The 18,120-nt window shown below is 43.7% G+C and carries 18 protein-coding genes; 10 read left to right on the top strand and 8 right to left on the bottom strand.

The window, feature by feature from the left end:
• The first annotated feature begins 10 nt into the window (after positions 1-10).
• Complete coding sequence (gene lhgO, locus AS141_RS03685; protein ID WP_057936293.1) at positions 11-1,213, top strand: L-2-hydroxyglutarate oxidase; 1,203 nt, start codon at positions 11-13, stop codon at positions 1,211-1,213.
• A gap of 158 nt (positions 1,214-1,371) precedes the next feature.
• On the opposite strand, the gene AS141_RS03680 is transcribed toward lhgO, so the two are convergent.
• The 6 genes from AS141_RS03680 to AS141_RS03655 all read right to left on the bottom strand — a co-directional run bounded on the left by AS141_RS03680 (position 1,372) and on the right by AS141_RS03655 (position 7,664).
• Positions 1,372-2,889 carry an FMN-binding glutamate synthase family protein gene (locus AS141_RS03680; RefSeq protein WP_057936292.1) on the bottom strand — a complete coding sequence of 506 codons (1,518 nt, stop codon included), beginning with the start codon at positions 2,887-2,889 and terminating at the stop codon, positions 1,372-1,374.
• A gap of 50 nt (positions 2,890-2,939) precedes the next feature.
• Positions 2,940-3,905, bottom strand: a complete 966-nt coding sequence (locus AS141_RS03675; RefSeq protein ID WP_057936291.1) for a YheT family hydrolase — start codon at positions 3,903-3,905, stop codon at positions 2,940-2,942.
• A gap of 131 nt (positions 3,906-4,036) precedes the next feature.
• Positions 4,037-4,384 (bottom strand): hypothetical protein, encoded by a 348-nt coding sequence (locus AS141_RS03670; RefSeq protein WP_057936290.1) that lies wholly within the window; start codon positions 4,382-4,384, stop codon positions 4,037-4,039.
• Positions 4,385-4,390: 6 nt separating this feature from the next.
• Complete coding sequence (locus AS141_RS03665) at positions 4,391-5,596, bottom strand: BaiN/RdsA family NAD(P)/FAD-dependent oxidoreductase (RefSeq protein WP_057936289.1); 1,206 nt, start codon at positions 5,594-5,596, stop codon at positions 4,391-4,393.
• Between the two features lie 39 nt (positions 5,597-5,635).
• On the bottom strand, positions 5,636-7,168 hold the full coding sequence (locus AS141_RS03660) for a helicase HerA-like domain-containing protein (RefSeq protein WP_057936288.1): 1,533 nt from the start codon (positions 7,166-7,168) through the stop codon (positions 5,636-5,638).
• 88 nt (positions 7,169-7,256) lie between these two features.
• Positions 7,257-7,664, bottom strand: coding sequence for a DUF4332 domain-containing protein (locus AS141_RS03655; RefSeq protein WP_057936287.1), 408 nt, complete (start codon positions 7,662-7,664; stop codon positions 7,257-7,259).
• Positions 7,665-7,886: 222 nt separating this feature from the next.
• Between AS141_RS03655 and AS141_RS03650 the strand changes: the two genes are divergently transcribed.
• Positions 7,887-8,597 (top strand): tetratricopeptide repeat protein, encoded by a 711-nt coding sequence (locus AS141_RS03650; RefSeq protein WP_057936286.1) that lies wholly within the window; start codon positions 7,887-7,889, stop codon positions 8,595-8,597.
• A gap of 47 nt (positions 8,598-8,644) precedes the next feature.
• Here AS141_RS03650 and AS141_RS03645 read toward each other — a convergent pair whose 3' ends face one another.
• Both AS141_RS03645 and AS141_RS03640 read right to left on the bottom strand, forming a co-directional pair.
• The gene (locus tag AS141_RS03645; protein WP_057936285.1) at positions 8,645-9,250 is read right to left on the bottom strand and encodes a tetratricopeptide repeat protein; all 606 of its coding nucleotides are present in this window, start codon (positions 9,248-9,250) and stop codon (positions 8,645-8,647) included.
• Between the two features lie 10 nt (positions 9,251-9,260).
• A complete protein-coding gene (locus AS141_RS03640) occupies positions 9,261-10,076 on the bottom strand; it encodes a 2,3,4,5-tetrahydropyridine-2,6-dicarboxylate N-succinyltransferase (protein WP_057936284.1) in 816 nt (271 codons plus the stop codon).
• A gap of 21 nt (positions 10,077-10,097) precedes the next feature.
• Here AS141_RS03640 and AS141_RS03635 point away from each other — a divergent pair, with 21 nt between their 5' ends.
• The 8 genes from AS141_RS03635 to mnmE all read left to right on the top strand — a co-directional run bounded on the left by AS141_RS03635 (position 10,098) and on the right by mnmE (position 18,027).
• Entirely contained in the window at positions 10,098-11,219 is a 1,122-nt protein-coding gene (locus tag AS141_RS03635; RefSeq protein ID WP_057936283.1) for a glycosyltransferase family protein, read from the top strand.
• A gap of 314 nt (positions 11,220-11,533) precedes the next feature.
• Positions 11,534-12,196: a metal-dependent transcriptional regulator gene (locus tag AS141_RS03630; protein ID WP_057936282.1), complete on the top strand. Its 663-nt coding sequence runs from the start codon at positions 11,534-11,536 to the stop codon at positions 12,194-12,196.
• Between the two features lie 110 nt (positions 12,197-12,306).
• A complete protein-coding gene (locus AS141_RS03625) occupies positions 12,307-13,221 on the top strand; it encodes a metal ABC transporter solute-binding protein, Zn/Mn family (RefSeq protein ID WP_057936281.1) in 915 nt (304 codons plus the stop codon).
• The gene (locus tag AS141_RS03620; protein WP_057936280.1) at positions 13,218-14,006 is read left to right on the top strand and encodes a metal ABC transporter ATP-binding protein; all 789 of its coding nucleotides are present in this window, start codon (positions 13,218-13,220) and stop codon (positions 14,004-14,006) included. The genes AS141_RS03625 and AS141_RS03620 overlap by 4 nt, the downstream gene beginning before the upstream one ends.
• Positions 14,006-15,298, top strand: a complete 1,293-nt coding sequence (locus AS141_RS03615; RefSeq protein ID WP_057936279.1) for a metal ABC transporter permease — start codon at positions 14,006-14,008, stop codon at positions 15,296-15,298. Before AS141_RS03620 ends, AS141_RS03615 begins: the two co-directional genes overlap by 1 nt.
• Positions 15,288-16,184, top strand: a complete 897-nt coding sequence (locus AS141_RS03610) for a metal ABC transporter permease (protein ID WP_057936278.1) — start codon at positions 15,288-15,290, stop codon at positions 16,182-16,184. Before AS141_RS03615 ends, AS141_RS03610 begins: the two co-directional genes overlap by 11 nt.
• An 11-nt stretch (positions 16,185-16,195) precedes the next feature.
• The gene (locus AS141_RS03605) at positions 16,196-16,648 is read left to right on the top strand and encodes a thioredoxin family protein (RefSeq protein ID WP_057936277.1); all 453 of its coding nucleotides are present in this window, start codon (positions 16,196-16,198) and stop codon (positions 16,646-16,648) included.
• On the top strand, positions 16,645-18,027 hold the full coding sequence (mnmE, locus tag AS141_RS03600; RefSeq protein ID WP_057936276.1) for a tRNA uridine-5-carboxymethylaminomethyl(34) synthesis GTPase MnmE: 1,383 nt from the start codon (positions 16,645-16,647) through the stop codon (positions 18,025-18,027). Before AS141_RS03605 ends, mnmE begins: the two co-directional genes overlap by 4 nt.
• Positions 18,028-18,120: the final 93 nt, after the last annotated feature.

Genomic DNA, 18,120 nt, shown 5'->3' with positions numbered 1-18,120 from the left:
ACGGAAAAACATGAGATACGATATTGCAATTATTGGTGGTGGGATTGTGGGACTGGCAACGGCTCTTAAAATTCAAAAAGCACGTCCTGACCTCAAAATAGCCATTTTGGAAAAGGAAGATCAGCTGGCTAAGCATCAAACAGGCAATAATAGCGGAGTAATTCATTCTGGTTTATATTATAAGCCCGGCTCTCTCAAAGCCACCAATTGCATCGGCGGGTACCATGAATTGATACAGTTTTGTGCCGAAGAAAAAATCCCCTTCGAGATCACTGGAAAGGTTGTTGTTGCCACCCGTGAGGAGCAAAAGCCTTTATTGGACAAGCTGTATGAAAGGGGGATACAAAACGGCTTGGAGGGAACAAAATACATCAGCATAGATGAACTAAAAGAATACGAACCGCACTGTGTGGGAGTAGCTGCCCTGCATGTTCCCCAGACCGGAATAGTAGACTATTATAAAGTTGCCCTAGCCTATGGCAGGAAAATAATCCAACATGGCGGTGAGATATTTTTGAATCATAAGGTACTGGGAATTAAGCTAGAGAATGGATCAAATTACATTGAAACTTCCAATAAAACAATCCAAAGCAAATTGGTGATCAACTGCGCAGGCCTTTACTCGGACAAGGTAGCTCAGATGGTTGAACGCGAACCCATTGATGTGAAAATTATTCCTTTTCGGGGGGAATATTTCAAGTTGAAGAAAGACAGGGAATTCCTGGTGAAGAACCTGATTTATCCTGTTCCCGATCCTAATTTCCCATTCTTGGGCGTTCATTTCACGCGCATGATGAAAGGCGGAGTGGAAGCTGGCCCTAACGCTGTTTTGGCTTTCAGCAGGGAGGGTTACAAAAAATCCCAGATTAACATTAAGGAGCTTGCCGAGTCATTGGCTTGGCCAGGTTTCCAGAAAGTGGCAGCCAAATATTGGCAGACAGGATTTGGAGAAATGTACCGTTCGTTTTCCAAAGCCGCATTTACCAAAGCACTTCAGGAATTGATTCCTGAAATCCGGGAATCCGACCTTGTAGAAGGAGGTGCAGGAGTAAGAGCCCAGGCATGTGACCGCACCGGTGGGCTCTTGGATGATTTTTCAATCAGAGAATCTGCACATGCCATCAACGTGCTCAATGCGCCTTCACCGGCAGCTACCAGTTCATTGTCCATTGGAGGAACTGTAGCAGAATTGGCATTAAAGAGATTTGATTGAACCAGTTTGGCGCCAAATCTTTCTGCCTGGTGCCAGGGTAGTGCAGCTTTGACTGTATTGAAAAACTAGTGAAATACAAAAAGTCTGTAGTCTGTAGTGGGACAGGCCAAAGTCTGATGACTAAGGCCTGATAAAGGTAGTAAAACCCCAAAGTAAACTTACACCTGCGTATTCACAGAGTCGGGCAGGTATCTATTGGCGAGTTTGATCATTTCATCTCCCTTCACCAGGTCACTTGCACTAAGTTCTGAAGTATGCTTATGACCAGATGCGCCAAGGAGCTCCTGAACTGCATGGACAGTGTTTTTATGGAAATTATACACCCGTTCAGCTTTATCCGTAATTACCAATCCTTTTACCAGGCTGCTTTTTTGCGTGGCTACCCCTGTAGGACACTCGTTGGTATTGCATCGAAGTGCCTGAATACACCCTACGCTGAACATAAAACCTCTAGCTGAATTGCATACATCCGCTCCAAGGGCTATGTTCTTCAATATAGCAAAAGCACTTATGGCTTTTCCGGAGGCTATCACTTTGATTTTGTCCCGTATCTGGAACTTCTCCAAAGTCATTCTTACGAAAATAAGTGCAGGTTCCAGGGGTAGTCCCACACTGTCTGAGAATTCTAACGGAGCAGCTCCAGTTCCCCCTTCTGCCCCATCCACGGTAATGAAATCAGGAAAGATAGCCTTGGATACCATTTCCTTACAAATGGCGGTAAACTCCTCTGTTCTTCCTATGCAAAGCTTGAATCCTATCGGCTTGCCACCCGATAACTCTCTGAGTTTAGTGATAAACCCAAGTAATTCGGCTGCATTGGTGAATGCGCTATGTGCAGGAGGAGAGAGAATGGTGGTTCCCTTGATCACGCCGCGTATCTCAGCAATTTCTTCGGTGTTTTTCACTCCGGGAAGCACACCTCCATGACCAGGTTTTGCTCCTTGTGAAATCTTGATTTCTATCATTTTGACCTCCGGCCAATTTGCTTTCTCCGCAAATTTCTCCTCGCTGAAATTCCCGTGCTCGTCCCTGCAGCCAAAATAGCCGGTCCCGATCTGCCATACCAGGTCCCCGCCTTGTCTGTGATGAGAGGATATTCCCCCTTCTCCTGTATTGTGGGAAAAACCACCCTTTTTGGCTCCAAGATTCAGCGCTCTGACCGCATTTGAACTAAGTGAACCAAAGCTCATCGCAGAAATAGTAAATATAGAAGAAGAATACGGCTGCTTGCAGGAGTAATTTCCGATAATCACGCGGGGGTCTTCATCATGGGTATGAACAGCATAGATGGAGTGCCTAAGCCCAATATAATCCTCTCCACTAATATCTTTCTGGGTGCCAAACGGATGTGTGTCGTTCACATTTTTTGCCCTTCTGTAAACCAAAGAGCGGATATTCCTGCTGAATGGGCTTCCGTCTGTATTGGTTTCGATGAAATACTGCTGGATTTCCGGGCTTATTTTTTCCAGTAAATAACGAAAATGCCCAACTACAGGGAAATTTCGTAGGATCGCATGGGTTTTTTGATTGATATCATAAATCCCGATTCCCAGCAAGACCACAAGAATCCCCAGGATGAAATAGCCAAATTTAAATTGTACAAATTGGAAGTACCACATCAAAAAGAAGGTCAAAAGAGTTGCCAGCACTAGGCTGCCGAAAAAGATTTTCCTCATAGTGAATTGGTTTAGGTTGTTTGAATCACAATATACTAAAACCGTCCAGGCTAGGTAGATTGTTTTAGAAAATCCAGAATCCTGTGCTCTACCCATGAAAATTCCTGACTTCCCAGGGTAAAACCGGTGTGACCACCCCGAGATGGCATTTCCAATTGAATTTCATGCTTTTTTTCTGCCAGGGAAACCGGAAAACATTCCGGACCAAGCAAAGGATCATTGATCGCATTAACGATCAACGTAGGAACGGCTATATTCACCATCCAGTTATCGGCACTCACAGCCTGATAGAAATCCGCAGCATCTTTAAATCCATGGAGCTTGGCCGTAAAATGTGTATCAAACAGGTCGAAATCTTCCACTTTTTCCAGAAAATCCAGGTCTATTAAATCCGGGAACTGAGCAGCTTTTGCCTCGATCTTCTTCTTTAGCTTGCCCAGAAACCGCTTCCTGTAAAAACTGTTCCCCTTTAATTTCAGTGTAGCGGCACTTGAAGGAAGGTTACAGGGAGTAGAATAGACAGCGGCCCGTCTGATCTGTGGTGGAAGATCGTTCCCTTTTTCCCCCAGGTATTTAAGCGTCTGGGCCCCTCCCATACTGATGCCAGTCAGGTAAATTTCCTCATACTTAGCATTTTTCAGGACATGCTCAACCGTAGCATCCAGATCGTAGCTTGCACCGTGGTGATAAAGAACCGGCGATAAATTAATCTCTCCGCCGCAGGAACGATTGTTCCACGCAAGTGCATCAATTCCTTTGGCATTCGCCAGTTTAACCATTGCACGGGCATAATGGCGCTGGGAATCGCCCTCTAATCCATGTGAAACAATGACCAATTGCCTACTCCCGGTTTTCGACCAGTCAAGGTTGAGAAAATCCCCATCAGCAGTATGAATTTTTTCTCTGCTATACGTGACATCCTTGATGGTCCTGAACAAACTCGGAACAATAGTTTCAAGATGTTTATTAAAAAGATAAACAGGCGGACCGGTGTAAGTAGATTTGATCAGTGGCATGAAGACCCAAATGTAAACGCTTTTACATAGAATTCATTTTTCCCTAAAGTAAAAACATTGCCATTTTTTAGGGAGGTGAATTCAATCGGGAAATGGATAAGCGGAACTGCCCGAGCTGGCTTTTAGCTTAGTTAATTAGCTAATTCAAATACCCGCTGGATAGCCAGGTCAAGCTCCCTGTTCAATTTAGTGAAGTGTAACTTAAACTCACTATTGAAGCCCTTGGCCTCTACAATTTCTTTTCCGTTATGCAGTTCCAAAGAGATAGGTTCCAGTCCAAACATCATAAGTGTAGGTTTAATCTTATGCCTGATGTGCTGTATTTTAATCTCATCCTTCTCCAAATATCCTTCGGTATAAACAGTTTTCAGCTCAAGTAATCCCTGAAAGATAGCTTGGATCAATTCTTTTTCAAATGCCTCATCACCCTCCGTCATATCCGCGATCATTTGATTTAGGTCTGGGTACACTTTTTCCATAGTATCTTATTCTGACGATGATTTTCCGGCCAAATACCCAGTGGACCAAGCCGCCTGAAAATTAAATCCACCTGTAATTCCATCAATATCCAGCACTTCCCCGGCAAAGTACAAATTAGGGTGGTTCATACTTTCCATTGTGTCAGGATTAACTTCACTTAGCTCAATACCGCCTGCAGTCACAAACTCTTCTTTGAAAGTGGTTTTTCCATCCACGGTTAAAAGATAGCAAAAAAGATTTTGCACTAGTTTGTTAATCTGCTTTTTGGCCAAAGATCCGTACAATTGCCCGCTTTTAATTTCTGATTTGTCACAAAAATGCATCCAAAGCCGACCGGGAATATCAAATAAGCTATTGGTGATTACTTTCTTATTGGGATGTTTTAGCATAAAACCGGTTAGATGGGAAAGATATTCCTGTTCACCTATAGCTGCATTCCAGTTCACAAGAGCAGTAGCTTTGTAATGCTGTTCCTTCATCCACTTGGCGCCATAAGCGGACAGTTTCAAAACTGCCGGGCCGCTGACTCCCCAATGCGTGATAAGTATCGGCCCTTGATAACTCAATTTAGTTCCGGCGATTTTGACTGTCCCTTCCGGTACAGATACTCCCATCAGTTCGCGGATTGATTCCTTAGGTGTATTAAAAGTAAAAAGTGAAGGTATTGGCTCTAAAATCCTATGGTTAAGATTTTTAAGAAATGAATAGGAGTCAATTTTAGGATGACCTCCAGTAGCTATTATCAGTTTGTCAAATTCATAATCACCCTGCTCAGTTGTCAATTTAAATCCAGTGGAAAGCGGGAAAATTGAATGGACTCCGCAAGATTTTTTTATGGTAATGCTGAGCCTGTTAGCTTCTTTTACCAGCGCATCAATAATACTTTGTGAAGAGTCTGATACAGGAAACATCCTGCCATCTTGCTCTACTTTAAGGTCTACGCCCCTTGATGTGAACCAGCTGAGGATATCCTCAGATTTGAAATGTCTAAAAACCTTTTTTAAAAATTTCTCCCCTCTAGGATAGTTCTTGACCAACTTTGAGATTTCCATCGGCCGGTGGGTGAGGTTACACCTACCGCCTCCAGATACCTTCACCTTAGAGAGAAGTTTGGATGATTTTTCAAAAATAATTACTTCACGAGCTGGTCCACTAGCATGTATTGCGGCAAAAAAACCTGCAGCACCACCTCCTATAACACCGATTTTCAAAATACTATCAGTAATTGTAAATTAAATAGTTGACCTGTTCTATTTTCTTCTGGTAAATGATCCCAGAATACCTCTGGTCAATTCCCGGAATATAGTTCTTCCCAGTTGCCTGACCATCGTATTTTTACTGAGTTCCTCAATGAGGGATTCTTCTTTAACGGTCCTGTTGCCTGTTCTTGGTTTCGGACCTGGCAATACCATTTCCTCCTGCTCTTTCTCTACTTTCGCTATCTTTTGCTCCAAAAGCTCAAAAGCACTTTCTCGGTCCAGAACTTGATTGTATTTGGAAGTTAAATCTGAGCGATTTACCAGCTCATCTATTTCATTTTCGCTCAAAATATCCATTCTACTGATCGGGGCCCTCACAAGCGTGTGGGACAATGGAGTAGGAATTCCCTTTTCATTCAGCGCTGTCACCAAAGCCTCTCCAATTCCCATGGAAGTCAGTACTTCAGCAGTATTATAAAATTTAGAAATAGGATAATTCTCTGCCGTTTTTGTGATTGATTTTCTGTCCTTAGCAGTGAAGGCTCGAAGAGCATGCTGCACTTTTAACCCTAATTGGCCCAAAATACTATCCGGAACATCAGTAGGGGTCTGTGTGCAGAAATAAACACCGACACCTTTAGAGCGTATGAGTTTTACGATTGCTTCTATTTTTTCAAGCAGCTCATTGGATGCATTGGAAAATACCAGATGTGCCTCATCAATAAATAAACAAAGCTTAGGCTGATCTGCATCTCCCTGCTCGGGAAAAGTCTCATAAATCTCAGAAAGTAAGCTTAGCATAAAGGTAGAAAATAACTTAGGTCTGTTTTGAATATCAGTCAATCTGATGACCGATATCACACCTTTCCCCTCGTTAAGCCTGACGAAATCCTCTACTTCAAATGATTTTTCTCCAAAAAAACGCTCTGCACCTTGCTGTTCAAGCTCGATGATTTTACGCATAATAGTATTAACTGAGGCCAAAGAAACCTGCCCATACTCTTTTTTGATAGCATCTTTGCCCTCATTGGTGATAAACTGTAAGACACGCTTCAGGTCTTTTAAATCCAGCAATGGCAAATGGTGTACATCACAATATCTGAAGATCAGGGAAATCACTCCCTGCTGCGTATCATTAAGTTCGAGGATCTGCGAGATCAAAACAGGCCCAAATTCCGAAACCGTTGCCTTCAGTCTCACTCCCTTTTCGTCAGAAATGGACATCAGCTCAATCGGCAATCCCATCGGGACATAATCCACTCCTATTACCTGGGATCGGTTCTTAATGAATTCATTTGCCGTTCCTGGCTGTGCCAGTCCGGACAAATCACCTTTCAGATCCATCAGCACCGAAGGCACGCCCTTCAATGCGAGTTGCTCTGCAATCACCTGTAAAGTCTTGGTTTTACCTGTACCCGTAGCGCCCGCTATCAGCCCATGTCTATTCATGGTCTTCAGCGGTATCTTAACCAGCGCGTCCGTAATAGGCTGCCCATCCAGGATTCCGGTTCCCAGGATTATTGAATCTTTCTTGAAACTTTGACCGTCGGCCAAGTGGGTGACAAACTCGGATGTATTACTCATGATATAAAATAATTGTAAATCGAAACTACAAAAAAACCTTTATGTCTTTTGCATAAAGGTTTTCTCTCACTGGTAGCAACTAGGCTTATTAATGCGTCACAATCGGTTCCAATGATTTGGCCTGCTCAACGAAGTCCATAACTTTGGAAGCAGCAGGCACCACTCGTGTCAAACCCTTTTCTTCCTGTGTTTTAACAAGAGCAGCATGCAGATTTTCAGGATTCCTGGTTCTTAACTCCTTTACTGTATCTACACCGGCAGCTTTTAGAAGCTCCGCGAATTGACTCGCAACCCCATTGATCCTAAATAAATCTGCCATATTTACCCACACCAGAATTTTGCTTTCATCTAAGCCTGAGGCATCCGCGATAGCTTTTCTCCCGGCTTTTGATGCTCCTTTTTCCAATAGGCTTTCAACCGTGGATATGCCAGCAGCCGCAAGTTTCTCTTTCATAACAGGACCGATGCTCTCGATCATTGTAATTGGTTTTCCCATCTTTCTAAGTTTTAGGATTAAAGTAAAATGACTGAAATTCAGTTTTCAACTCAAAGAATAAATAGTATGAGCTTAGATTAGAATTTCACCCAAAATAAAAACAATTTTTAATTTTCAGGATCCATTTCACAGATTACATGAAAAATTTACCCTTTTGGAAACATTAACTTTACGATAAAGAAACTTCTACCTTTATTGCTTCTATAGAAAACCCTTTTCCCCGTGAGTTTTAGATTTCCCCTTCCCCTACTCCTTTTAAGTGTCTTTATCACACTAGCGACCGCTCAGGTATCATTTGCCCAAATAGGCCCTAATCTTGGCCAGACAGACCATTGGATGAAAGGAGCGAAAGCGGCGATCGAAAGAAATGATTATGAAACTGCAAATTCTATTTTCAGAAATCTCATCGATTCAGGACAGCCTCTTCCTGAGGAAATGCCTTATTTATTTGCGGAGACACTTTTTGAGCTCAGACAATACGATAACTCTGCAAATTTTCTCAATAAGTACCTGGAACTGACTGGTTTCACAGGATCACATTACAAAGGCGCGCAGGAACTGCAGCAGCGCCTGGAAGTCCCGTTGAAAGAAATCCGGGAATGCCTGCTCTGTGACCGTCGAGGGTACCGATATAAAACTTGTTTTACCTGTGAAGGAAAGCGCCAAACCGAACAAGACTGCCATTATTGCAAAGCAAAAGGTGTGGTGGGCTGTAGTCGCTGCAGCGGTTCAGGAATGGTTACAAAAATGAATATTTTTAAAATTGTAGAGTACTACGAGTGCGATAGATGCGCCGGAAAAGGAAGGCTTACCTGTCCGGTTTGCGAGGGGGATCTGAAAGAGGTAAGCTCCTGCAAAACCTGCAACGGTAGTGGAAAATTAAGTTCCGAAGACATCTGCGACCATGAAGGAGAACCTCATGATCATACCTGAAAAAATCCAGTTGAAGAAAAAAACCGGCTTAAGCCGGTTTTTATAAGTTATTTACAATAGTTTGAAATTGCTTCTTCCGCTCCAGGATAATCCAATGCGGCTGCGAGCTGAAAGTCCTCGCAGGCACTTTTCACCTTATTCTTCATGGCTATTTTCAATAAGCCCCGATTGAAATAAGCCTGACCGAATTCCTTATCCACAGAAATTGCATTTCCATAGGCTTTTAAAGCTTCCTCAGGTTTTCCCAATTGATGCAGGGCGCGGGCTTTCATAAAGGAAGCCATAGCCGGTGCTCCAGGAATTTCTGCCGCCTGATCAGCATAGAGCAAAGCGTTGGTATAGTTCTTTTGACTGTAATGGACATTCGCCAGACTGAGCAATACCTGAAAATTATTCGGTTCAACTTCCAATGCTTTTTCAAAATCGCTTTTTGCTTCCTCGTAATTCCCCTGCTCCTCGTTTGCCCTGCCTCTGTTATAAAGCATGCGCACGTCATTTGGCTTAAATTTCAAATCCTCCGAATACTCAATCGCTGCCTTTTCATATTCTCCTTTATTGAAATACACATCGCCAGAACTGGTCTTATTTTCTGAACAAGACCATAGTGTCACTGAAATAAATAGAGCTAGTATCGCTCGTCTACTCGTTTTCATTATAGTTGGTTTATACTGCTACACTATTATCCCTAAGCGCATCATTAAGAGATGTCTTGAGATCTGTGGAGGCTTTTCTTTGTCCGATGATCAAAGCACAGGGAACCTGAAAAGTGCCAGCTGCAAATTTTTTGGCAATTGATCCGGGGATCACCACAGAACGCTCAGGCACATAACCCTTGTATTCTACAGGTTCGGTCCCTGTCACATCTATGATTTTGGAACTTGCCGTCAAGGTAACGCCAGCCCCAATAACGGCTTCCTTACCGATTCTTACGCCTTCTACTATGATGGCTCTAGACCCGATAAAAGCACCATCTTCTATGATCACAGGTGCCGCCTGAATAGGCTCTAATACTCCACCGATCCCTACTCCACCGCTCAAATGAACATTCTTGCCGATCTGCGCACAGGAACCTACAGTAGCCCAAGTGTCAACCATCGTGCCACCGTCCACATATGCGCCAATATTAACATAACTTGGCATCATCACCACCCCCGACGCCAGATAAGCCCCATAACGGGCTACAGCGTGGGGAACTACACGAACACCTTTCTCCGCATAATTGGTCTTAAGTGCCATTTTATCATGGAATTCAAAAGGCCCTACCTCGATGGTTTCCATCTTCTGGATAGGGAAATATAGAATAACAGCCTTCTTCACCCAGTCATTTACCTTCCAATTTCCGCTTTCAGCCGGTTCTGCTACGCGGATTTCACCTGCATCCAGCTTAGCAATTACAGCTCTGATGGCTTGTTGGGTAGTATCTTCCTTTAATAATTCCCGGTTATCCCAGGCCTTTTCAATGATGGTTTTCAGTTCCATTATTTTGTTTAGTTTCGTTTAATGAGTGAAAAATCAGCTTACCGGATTCCTGTCCTGATCGCGTCAAGCCTTAAGCCCGCCAAAGATACAAGAGCCTGGGGAAAGCTTGCCCTTTCACTGCGAGAAACAGGGCTATATCGCCTAAATTTTATGGGATTTTCACAATTGCCCTTAGAAAATTGCGAAGATGAAAACTTTTACTCTTCCAATTCCACTACCCGTTCAACTTGGGGAAGAATTTACTCCCAGCTGAAATTTGCCAAAATACTTCTAAAACTTAGGCCAAAAATACTCATTGTCTGCACCTATGAATACCTTCCGATAGCCTCCCTTTTCAAAGAGATTCTGGGCTACAGGCTCGTCTATGATGTGCAGGAAAATTATGTAAAAAACCTGGATCTCAATCCGGAGTTAAGTACTGCTAAGAAGGTAAGAGTCGGTAAAATGATCAAGCGGATGGAAAGGGTAAAAGGCATTGATTTATTTCTGCTTGCCGAGAACTGCTACACAGAGGAGATGCCTGAGAAAGCTCCGTTTCTGATTTTAGAGAATAGATATGCCGGACCAACCAAGCGTGTATCACCCTTGAAGTTTACCCGTCAAAAGGGATACAGTTTTCTGATTTCCGGCACGCTTACCCCTGCCTTTGGCACACTCGACGCTGTCCACTGGTTCAAGGAAATTTTAAAGGAATTCCCAAAATCCATACTCAAAATTATAGGACATTGTCCGCTGGAAAGCTTCCGTGTACAGCTTCTTGAAGCCTGTAAAAACACACCACAAATCCTACTAAATTCAGCACCTTTTCCTATCCCCCATGAAGAGATTATTGCCAGTTATTCCGGGGTGGATTTTGCTGTTTTACCCTACCAAAACAAAGAGGCAATAAAGAATAAAATGCCTACCAAACTATTCGAATCGGCCGCCCTGGGAGTGCCAGTTTTGATTGGTGTTAATCCTAAATGGCTGGACTTTTTAGCTCCATTTTCGGGAGGCTTTCCCATAGATTTTTTAGACTTAGCCCATGCTTCCCAGCAATTTTTTGATGCGCTCGAACAGGAGTATTTCACTCAATTCCCAGGTGATCCTGTTCTGTGGAAATCCCAGCATGAAGATTTCATCCAGGCTATTTCCTCTCTTTAAGCCCTGAACCGCATGTGGATTACTATCCACACTTATCCACCTACCCCCTGTTTTTAACACCGGTTTCCGCAAACAGGAAACTGGCATATTCCTACCTCATTTCAACAATAAGCAAAATTTTAACAGTCACAAACATCTATAAAACAACAACTTAACTCAGTATTTAATTTAAACTAATTTTATTTTTAGCCAAGGCTAAATCAATAAACACATTTGAAAATCGGTTATCCACAGTCGTTTTAGCCACTATTGAATATATTTTTAGCTATATCTAAAATAATTTTTATATTTGCCTCAGTATAACATCGAATACCATGACCCTGACTACCGCAGAAGAGAATTATCTGAAAGCCATCTATCACCTATCCGAGGGAGGTACAAAAAGTGTGTCCACCAATGATGTGGCCGCAGAGATGAAAACCAAACCTGCATCAGTCTCGGACATGCTTAGAAAGCTAGGTGATAAACAGGTGATCGAATACCGAAAATACTACGGCGTGAACATCACTGAAGAAGGTAAAAAAAGGGCGCTGCAGACCATCAGGAAACATCGTCTTTGGGAAGTGTTTTTGGTGGACAAATTACAGTTCGCCTGGGATGAAGTCCACGAGGTAGCCGAAGAGCTGGAACACATACAATCACCGCTTCTCATCCAGCGTTTGGATGCTTATTTGAACTACCCAAAATTCGACCCGCATGGAGACCCGATTCCGGATGAATACGGGGATGTAAGAGCACGACCCAGACTTGCGCTTATCGAAATGGAAGTAGATCAGTCAGGTCAGATTGTTGCTGTAAAAGACAGCTCTGCAGCCTTCTTAAAATACCTTGATAAAGTAGGCGCTTATATCGGGGCAAGAATCAAAATTCTGGACAAAGTAGAGTTCGATGGATCAATGGAAATCCTCGTCGATCAAAAGAAAACACTCTTTATGTCCAAAGATGTTGCAGCAAATATTTTGGCCATCCAGTCATGAAACCGAGTATGGTCCCAAATCTCACACACTGGATGGATATTAATGAATGCAGGATTCTCGCGGATAAATTCCGGAACAGGTAATGGTCTCTAAAGAGAAATTATAAACAGATGAATAAGTTCTTAACGATATTGCCCTTACTGCTACTTTCTTTTGCATGCAAATTTAAGGATCCAAAAGAGAGAACGCGGCCACAGATTGTAGCCACAACCAGTATTCTAGCTGATGGAATCAGAAATCTAGTTGGCGAAAATGCGGAAGTAGTCTCACTTATGCCCGCCGGTGTAGATCCGCATTTGTACAAAGCCTCCGTGCGGGACCTGGATTTACTCCAAAATGCAGACCTGGTCATTTATCACGGACTTTTTCTAGAAGGAAAAATGACGGAGATTTTCGAGAAACTGGCCTTCAGCCAAAACCTGATCAATGTCTCAGAAGACATTCCCAAGGAGTTACTATTAAGGTCAGGACCGGAAGCCCACTCCGTAGATCCGCACATCTGGTTTGACGTGTCACTTTGGTCTTTGGCCTTATCACATGCCTCAGAAGAATTAATAAAATGGCAGCCTGAATGGAAGTCAACAATAACTAAAAACACCGAATCTTATCTCTCCCGACTGGACCTGTTGCACCAGGATAATCTCGCCAAAGTCTCCGAGCTGCGCAAAGCCAATCAGGCTTTGATCACCGCCCATGATGCATTCTCTTACTTTGGCAAAGCATATGACCTGGAGGTTCTGGGCCTGCAGGGCTTGTCTACATTGAGCGAACCGGGTCTGAGGGACCTGACCGGACTGGTGAGCTTCATCGTAGAACGGAATATCCATGCGGTCTTTGCAGAGCAGACTATTTCGCCCAAAGCAATTGAAGCCGTAGTCGCCGGCTGCGCCAATCAGAACCATGAAATCAAATTGGCAGGGCCGCTTTATACCGATAGCCTGGGAGCCAAAGACTCTTCTGCCGGCACTTATATAGGAATGGTAAGCACCAATGTTCAAGTAATATTTGAAAGCCTAATCCAATGATCACACACGTAGAATCCCCTATTTTAGAAATACATGATCTGACGGTAAGTTATGATCAAAGTCCTGTTTTATGGAACGTGGACCTGAGCCTGCCCGCGGGAAAGCTTATTGGAATTCTCGGCCCCAATGGGGCAGGAAAATCCACGCTGATCAAAGCAATCATGGGACTTGTTCCAATCACGGGCGGGTACATCAAGATTTTTGACCGAGGGTTAAACGACGTCAGAAGCCGCATTAGCTATGTACCACAGCGGGAATCCGTAGATTGGAATTTCCCCGCCTCTGTACTGGACGTGGTCATGATGGGTACCTATGGAAAGCTCGGGCTTTTTCGTAGACCCGGAAAGAAAGAAAAGAAGATTGCCTTGGACTGTCTGGAAAAAGTAGGAATGCAATCGTTCACAGACCGACAGATCTCTGAGCTTTCCGGGGGGCAGCAACAGCGGGTTTTCATTGCAAGAGCCCTTGCCCAAGAGGCTGATCTGTACCTGATGGACGAACCTTTTGCAGGAGTGGATATGGCTACAGAAACTGCTATCTTCCAGCTTCTGCAGGAAATGACTGCCTCCGGAAAGACGGTAATCGTGGTACACCACGATATACATTCGGCGATGAATTACTTCGACTGGATCATTATGCTGAATCTTCATCTGGTAGCATCCGGTCCGAAAGCTGATGTGGTGACCGAAGAACTCTTGCGCAAAACGTATGGAGGAAAACTCAACCTGCTGACCAAAGTCACTGACATCATCAGGCAAAAAGACTTTAACCCATTGAAAAACTGATGAGCGATTTTGTCTATTTCTTTACCTTTCAGGATGCCTCGATCGCCTTTGTGGTTATCGGCATCATATTGCTGGGCATAGGCTCAGCATACGTGGGAACGTATAGTTTTCTGGACAAAAAAGCATTGCTCGGAGACGCCATTTCCCATGCAGTGCTACCGGGCATCTGCCTAGGCTTTATGCTGGCAGGTGAAAAAAATCCTATTTACATCGTCAGTGGTGCATTTTTATCGGGAGCTCTGGCCACCTTCCTTACTTCTTGGCTGAAAAGCAATACCAGATTAAGCGATGATGCCATTATCGCCTCAATCCTATCCATATTCTTTGGCTTCGGAATAGTCTTTCTTACAGTCATCCAAAAGTCAGGAAACCCGGAAATGGCAGGTCTGAATCAGTTTATTTTCGGAAACGCAATCGCTATCCTGGAGGAAGACCTCTATATCTATGGAGGACTGGCAATACTGATTATTATTACACTTTCCGTCTTCAGAAAGGAATTTTCCATGCTGGTTTTCAATGCCGACTTCGGAAAGTCAATCGGATACCCCATGGGGGCGATTCGGCTGGTCTTTAATGTACTGATGATTTTGGCCGTGGTGATCGGGATCCAGGCAATCGGGGTGGTACTAATGGCTGCCTTGCTGATCGCCCCCGGAGCGGCAGCCAGGTTCTGGACAGACAACCTCGGAAAGCTTCTACTTATTGCGGGAGCATTTTCGGCTATTTCGGGAATTATAGGCACCTATGTATCCTTTGTGATTCCACAGATGCCCACAGGACCATGGGTGGTGGTTTTCCTTTCAATATTTGCGTTTGTATCATTTCTTTTTGCTCCAAAAAAAGGGGTACTCTCCCGTTTCGTGGCCAGAAAGCATTACCTGAAAAAGACGCACCAAGACCATCTATTAAAAAGCATCTTCCACGGTTTGGAAGGAGGCAAAAAAACATTCGCAATAGAAGAAATCTATGAGGCTTTTCCCTACAAAAAGAAGGACACCAGGCATACGATCACCAATTTAATCAGTGACAATCTAATTACTGTTGATCAGGGACTTATAACCTTTACACCAAAAGGAAAGTCCGAAGCTAAACGAATCGTACGGCTTCATAGGCTCTGGGAGCTATACCTCAATGAGTACATGAATATCGCCCCCGATCACGTACATGATTCAGCCGAAAAGCTGGAGCATATCCTTACTCCTGAACTCGAAGCATTGCTCGAAAACAGGTTAAATTATCCTAAACTCGATCCTCACCAGGAGACTATCCCCCGCGACACCGATGAGCTTTGACCAAAACGCATTTCTGATCATTTTCACCGCATCCATTATTTCAATTTCATGTGGACTGCTTGGTGTTTTTATGATGCTGCGAAAAATGTCCATGACGGGAGACGCCATCTCCCATGCAGTACTTCCCGGAATAGTAATAGGTTTCTTCGTGTCGGGCAGCCAGCGCGGACTGGAGGTTATCATTGGGGCTGGCTTACTGGGCATACTGACTACATTGATTATCAATTGGCTCAAAACAAAAGCCAAAGTGCAGCTGGATGCATCTATTGGAATCACCTTTACACTCCTGTTTGCCATAGGGATTATCCTGATCAATATGCTCGCATACAAGGTGGACCTAGACCAGGAATGCGTGCTGTATGGTGAGATAGCCTACCTGCCTATTGATCTTTGGATTACCGATGCGGGTTTTAGCATGGGGCCAAGAATCACTTATTTAGCAATCTTGAATTTAGTTTTGGTGAGCGGATTCATATTTCTGTTGTACAAGGAGTTAAGCATAACCAGTTTTGATGAGAATTTCGGTATAGTCATCGGGCTTCCTGCCGGAGCGATCAATCTTGCTCTGATGAGCATGGTATCCTATACTACGGTAAGCAGTTTCGAAGCAGTGGGCGCTATCCTTGTTGTAGCATTACTGGTAGTCCCTCCCGCCACTGCTTTCCTCTGGACCAAAAAATTGACCTCATTGATAAAACTTACCTGCGGTTTAGGTATTTTTATCGCACTAGCGGGCTATTACCTGGCCTACGTGGTGGATAGTTCTATTGCCGGGATGATGGTGGCGGTCGGCGGGGTTGTTTTTCTGGGAAGTGCATTGATCAAGAGCATCAGGCCGAATTTGTTATTCGGAACTTCCGCACCTGGCAAGCCGTTGGAGATTTGAAAACAAGAAGTATGAAAAAAATAGTAATCATAGGCTTAATTCTGGTAACTGCCCGCTTTGCGCAAGCACAGGACAAGATAGAATGGCTAAAATTTGAAGAAGCTGTAGCTGCTGCTGAAGCCAACCCCAAAATGCTCTTGATCGATGTGTACACTGACTGGTGCGGGTGGTGTAAGAAGATGGATAAGGAAACCTTCACAGACCCAGCTGTTGTCAAGTATATCAATGGTCAATTTTACGCCGTCAAAATGAACGCTGAGGACGACAAACGTAAGTTTGACTTCAAAGGAAAAGAATATACTGAGGCAAAAATGGCCGCGGCAATGCGCGTAAACTCTTATCCCAACTTTGTGATCATCGACCCTACCCTAAGGAATATCACCCAGTTACCGGGGTATAGACAGCCAATGGAGTTTCTCGATGGATTGGGGCAAATCGTAGATAATGGAATCGGTGCAAAATGAGTTTTAACCTTTCTGAGCACAGTGACACCATAATTGCTTTGGCTACGCCTCAAGGTGTTGGAGCTATTGCTGTGATCCGCCTTTCGGGAAAAAATGCCATTCAGCTGACAAACGAAGTGTTTTACGGCAAAAACCTAGAGAAGCAGGAATCCCACACCATACATTTTGGGACTATCCGGGACGGCGACAAAATCATCGACGAGGTTTTGGTTTCGCTCTTTATCGCTCCCAGATCCTTTACCAAAGAAAATGTAGTAGAGATCTCCACGCACGGTTCTTCCTATATCATCAATCAGGTTCTTAAACTATTTATCCGCAAGGGCGCCCGCCCTGCAAAGCCGGGAGAGTTTACCCAGCGCGCTTTTCTTAACGGGCAATTTGATCTGGCGCAGGCAGAGGCTGTGGCAGACCTGATCCATGCAGATTCCGAAACCTCACACCAGGCGGCACTTAGCCAAATGAGAGGGGGATTCAGCTCTGAGATACAAGAACTTAGAAGTAAACTGATTCATTTTGCTTCAATGATAGAACTGGAGCTGGATTTCGGTGAGGAAGATGTGGAATTTGCAAGCCGGGAAGAATTGAGAACACTTGTTGAGCGCCTTTTGAGAGTGGTAGAAGAATTGATTCTTAGTTTTGACCTGGGAAATGTGATCAAAAACGGAGTACCTACCGTGATTGCAGGTAAACCCAATGCAGGCAAGTCCACCCTGCTCAATGCGTTGCTCAATGAAGAAAAAGCAATTGTATCTGAAATTGCCGGAACCACGAGGGATTTTATCGAAGATGAAATTAATTTCGGGGGCGTGATTTTCCGCTTTATAGATACAGCAGGTTTGCGGGAAACAACCGATACCATAGAAGCTATCGGCGTGAGTAGAACCCAGGAAAAAATGAAGTCTGCTTCTTTGATATTATACCTCTTTGATTTGGGTGACACCGATCTGGTAGAGATCAACCGGGATGTCAACAAGCTGGAAAATCAGGGTGTTCCATTTCTAAAAGTAGCGAATAAAGTAGACAAGGGTAATAAACTGTTAATTAACGATTTAAAAGAGAAACATCCAGACACTATATTCATCTCAGCAGGAAATAAGGAGAATCTTGAAGGATTGAAAATCCGCATCCTGGAACTCGTGAATCTGGATAAATTCCGAACTGGTAACACGGTGGTGACCAATGTGCGTCATTACGATTCTTTAGTCAAAACCAGAGAATCTTTATTGGATATCTTAAGTGGCTTGGACAATGAAGTAACCAATGATTTTGTGGCTATGGATATTCGCCGCTCCCTTCACTTTCTCGGTGAGATCACCGGTGAAATCACGACCGACGATCTTTTGGAGAACATCTTTAGGAATTTTTGTATCGGGAAATAAATACCTACAAACAGCTCTAAACTACTCTAAGTCAAACTTATTAAAACCCTCTAAATCTTTTATTTAGAGGGTTTTTCATTTTTATCTCTTTTT

Source organism: Algoriphagus resistens (assembly GCF_001442615.1).
Classification (GTDB): domain Bacteria; phylum Bacteroidota; class Bacteroidia; order Cytophagales; family Cyclobacteriaceae; genus Algoriphagus; species Algoriphagus resistens.
The sequence above is the reverse complement of the archived record's forward strand: the minus strand, read 5'-3'. Positions and strand labels throughout refer to the sequence as shown.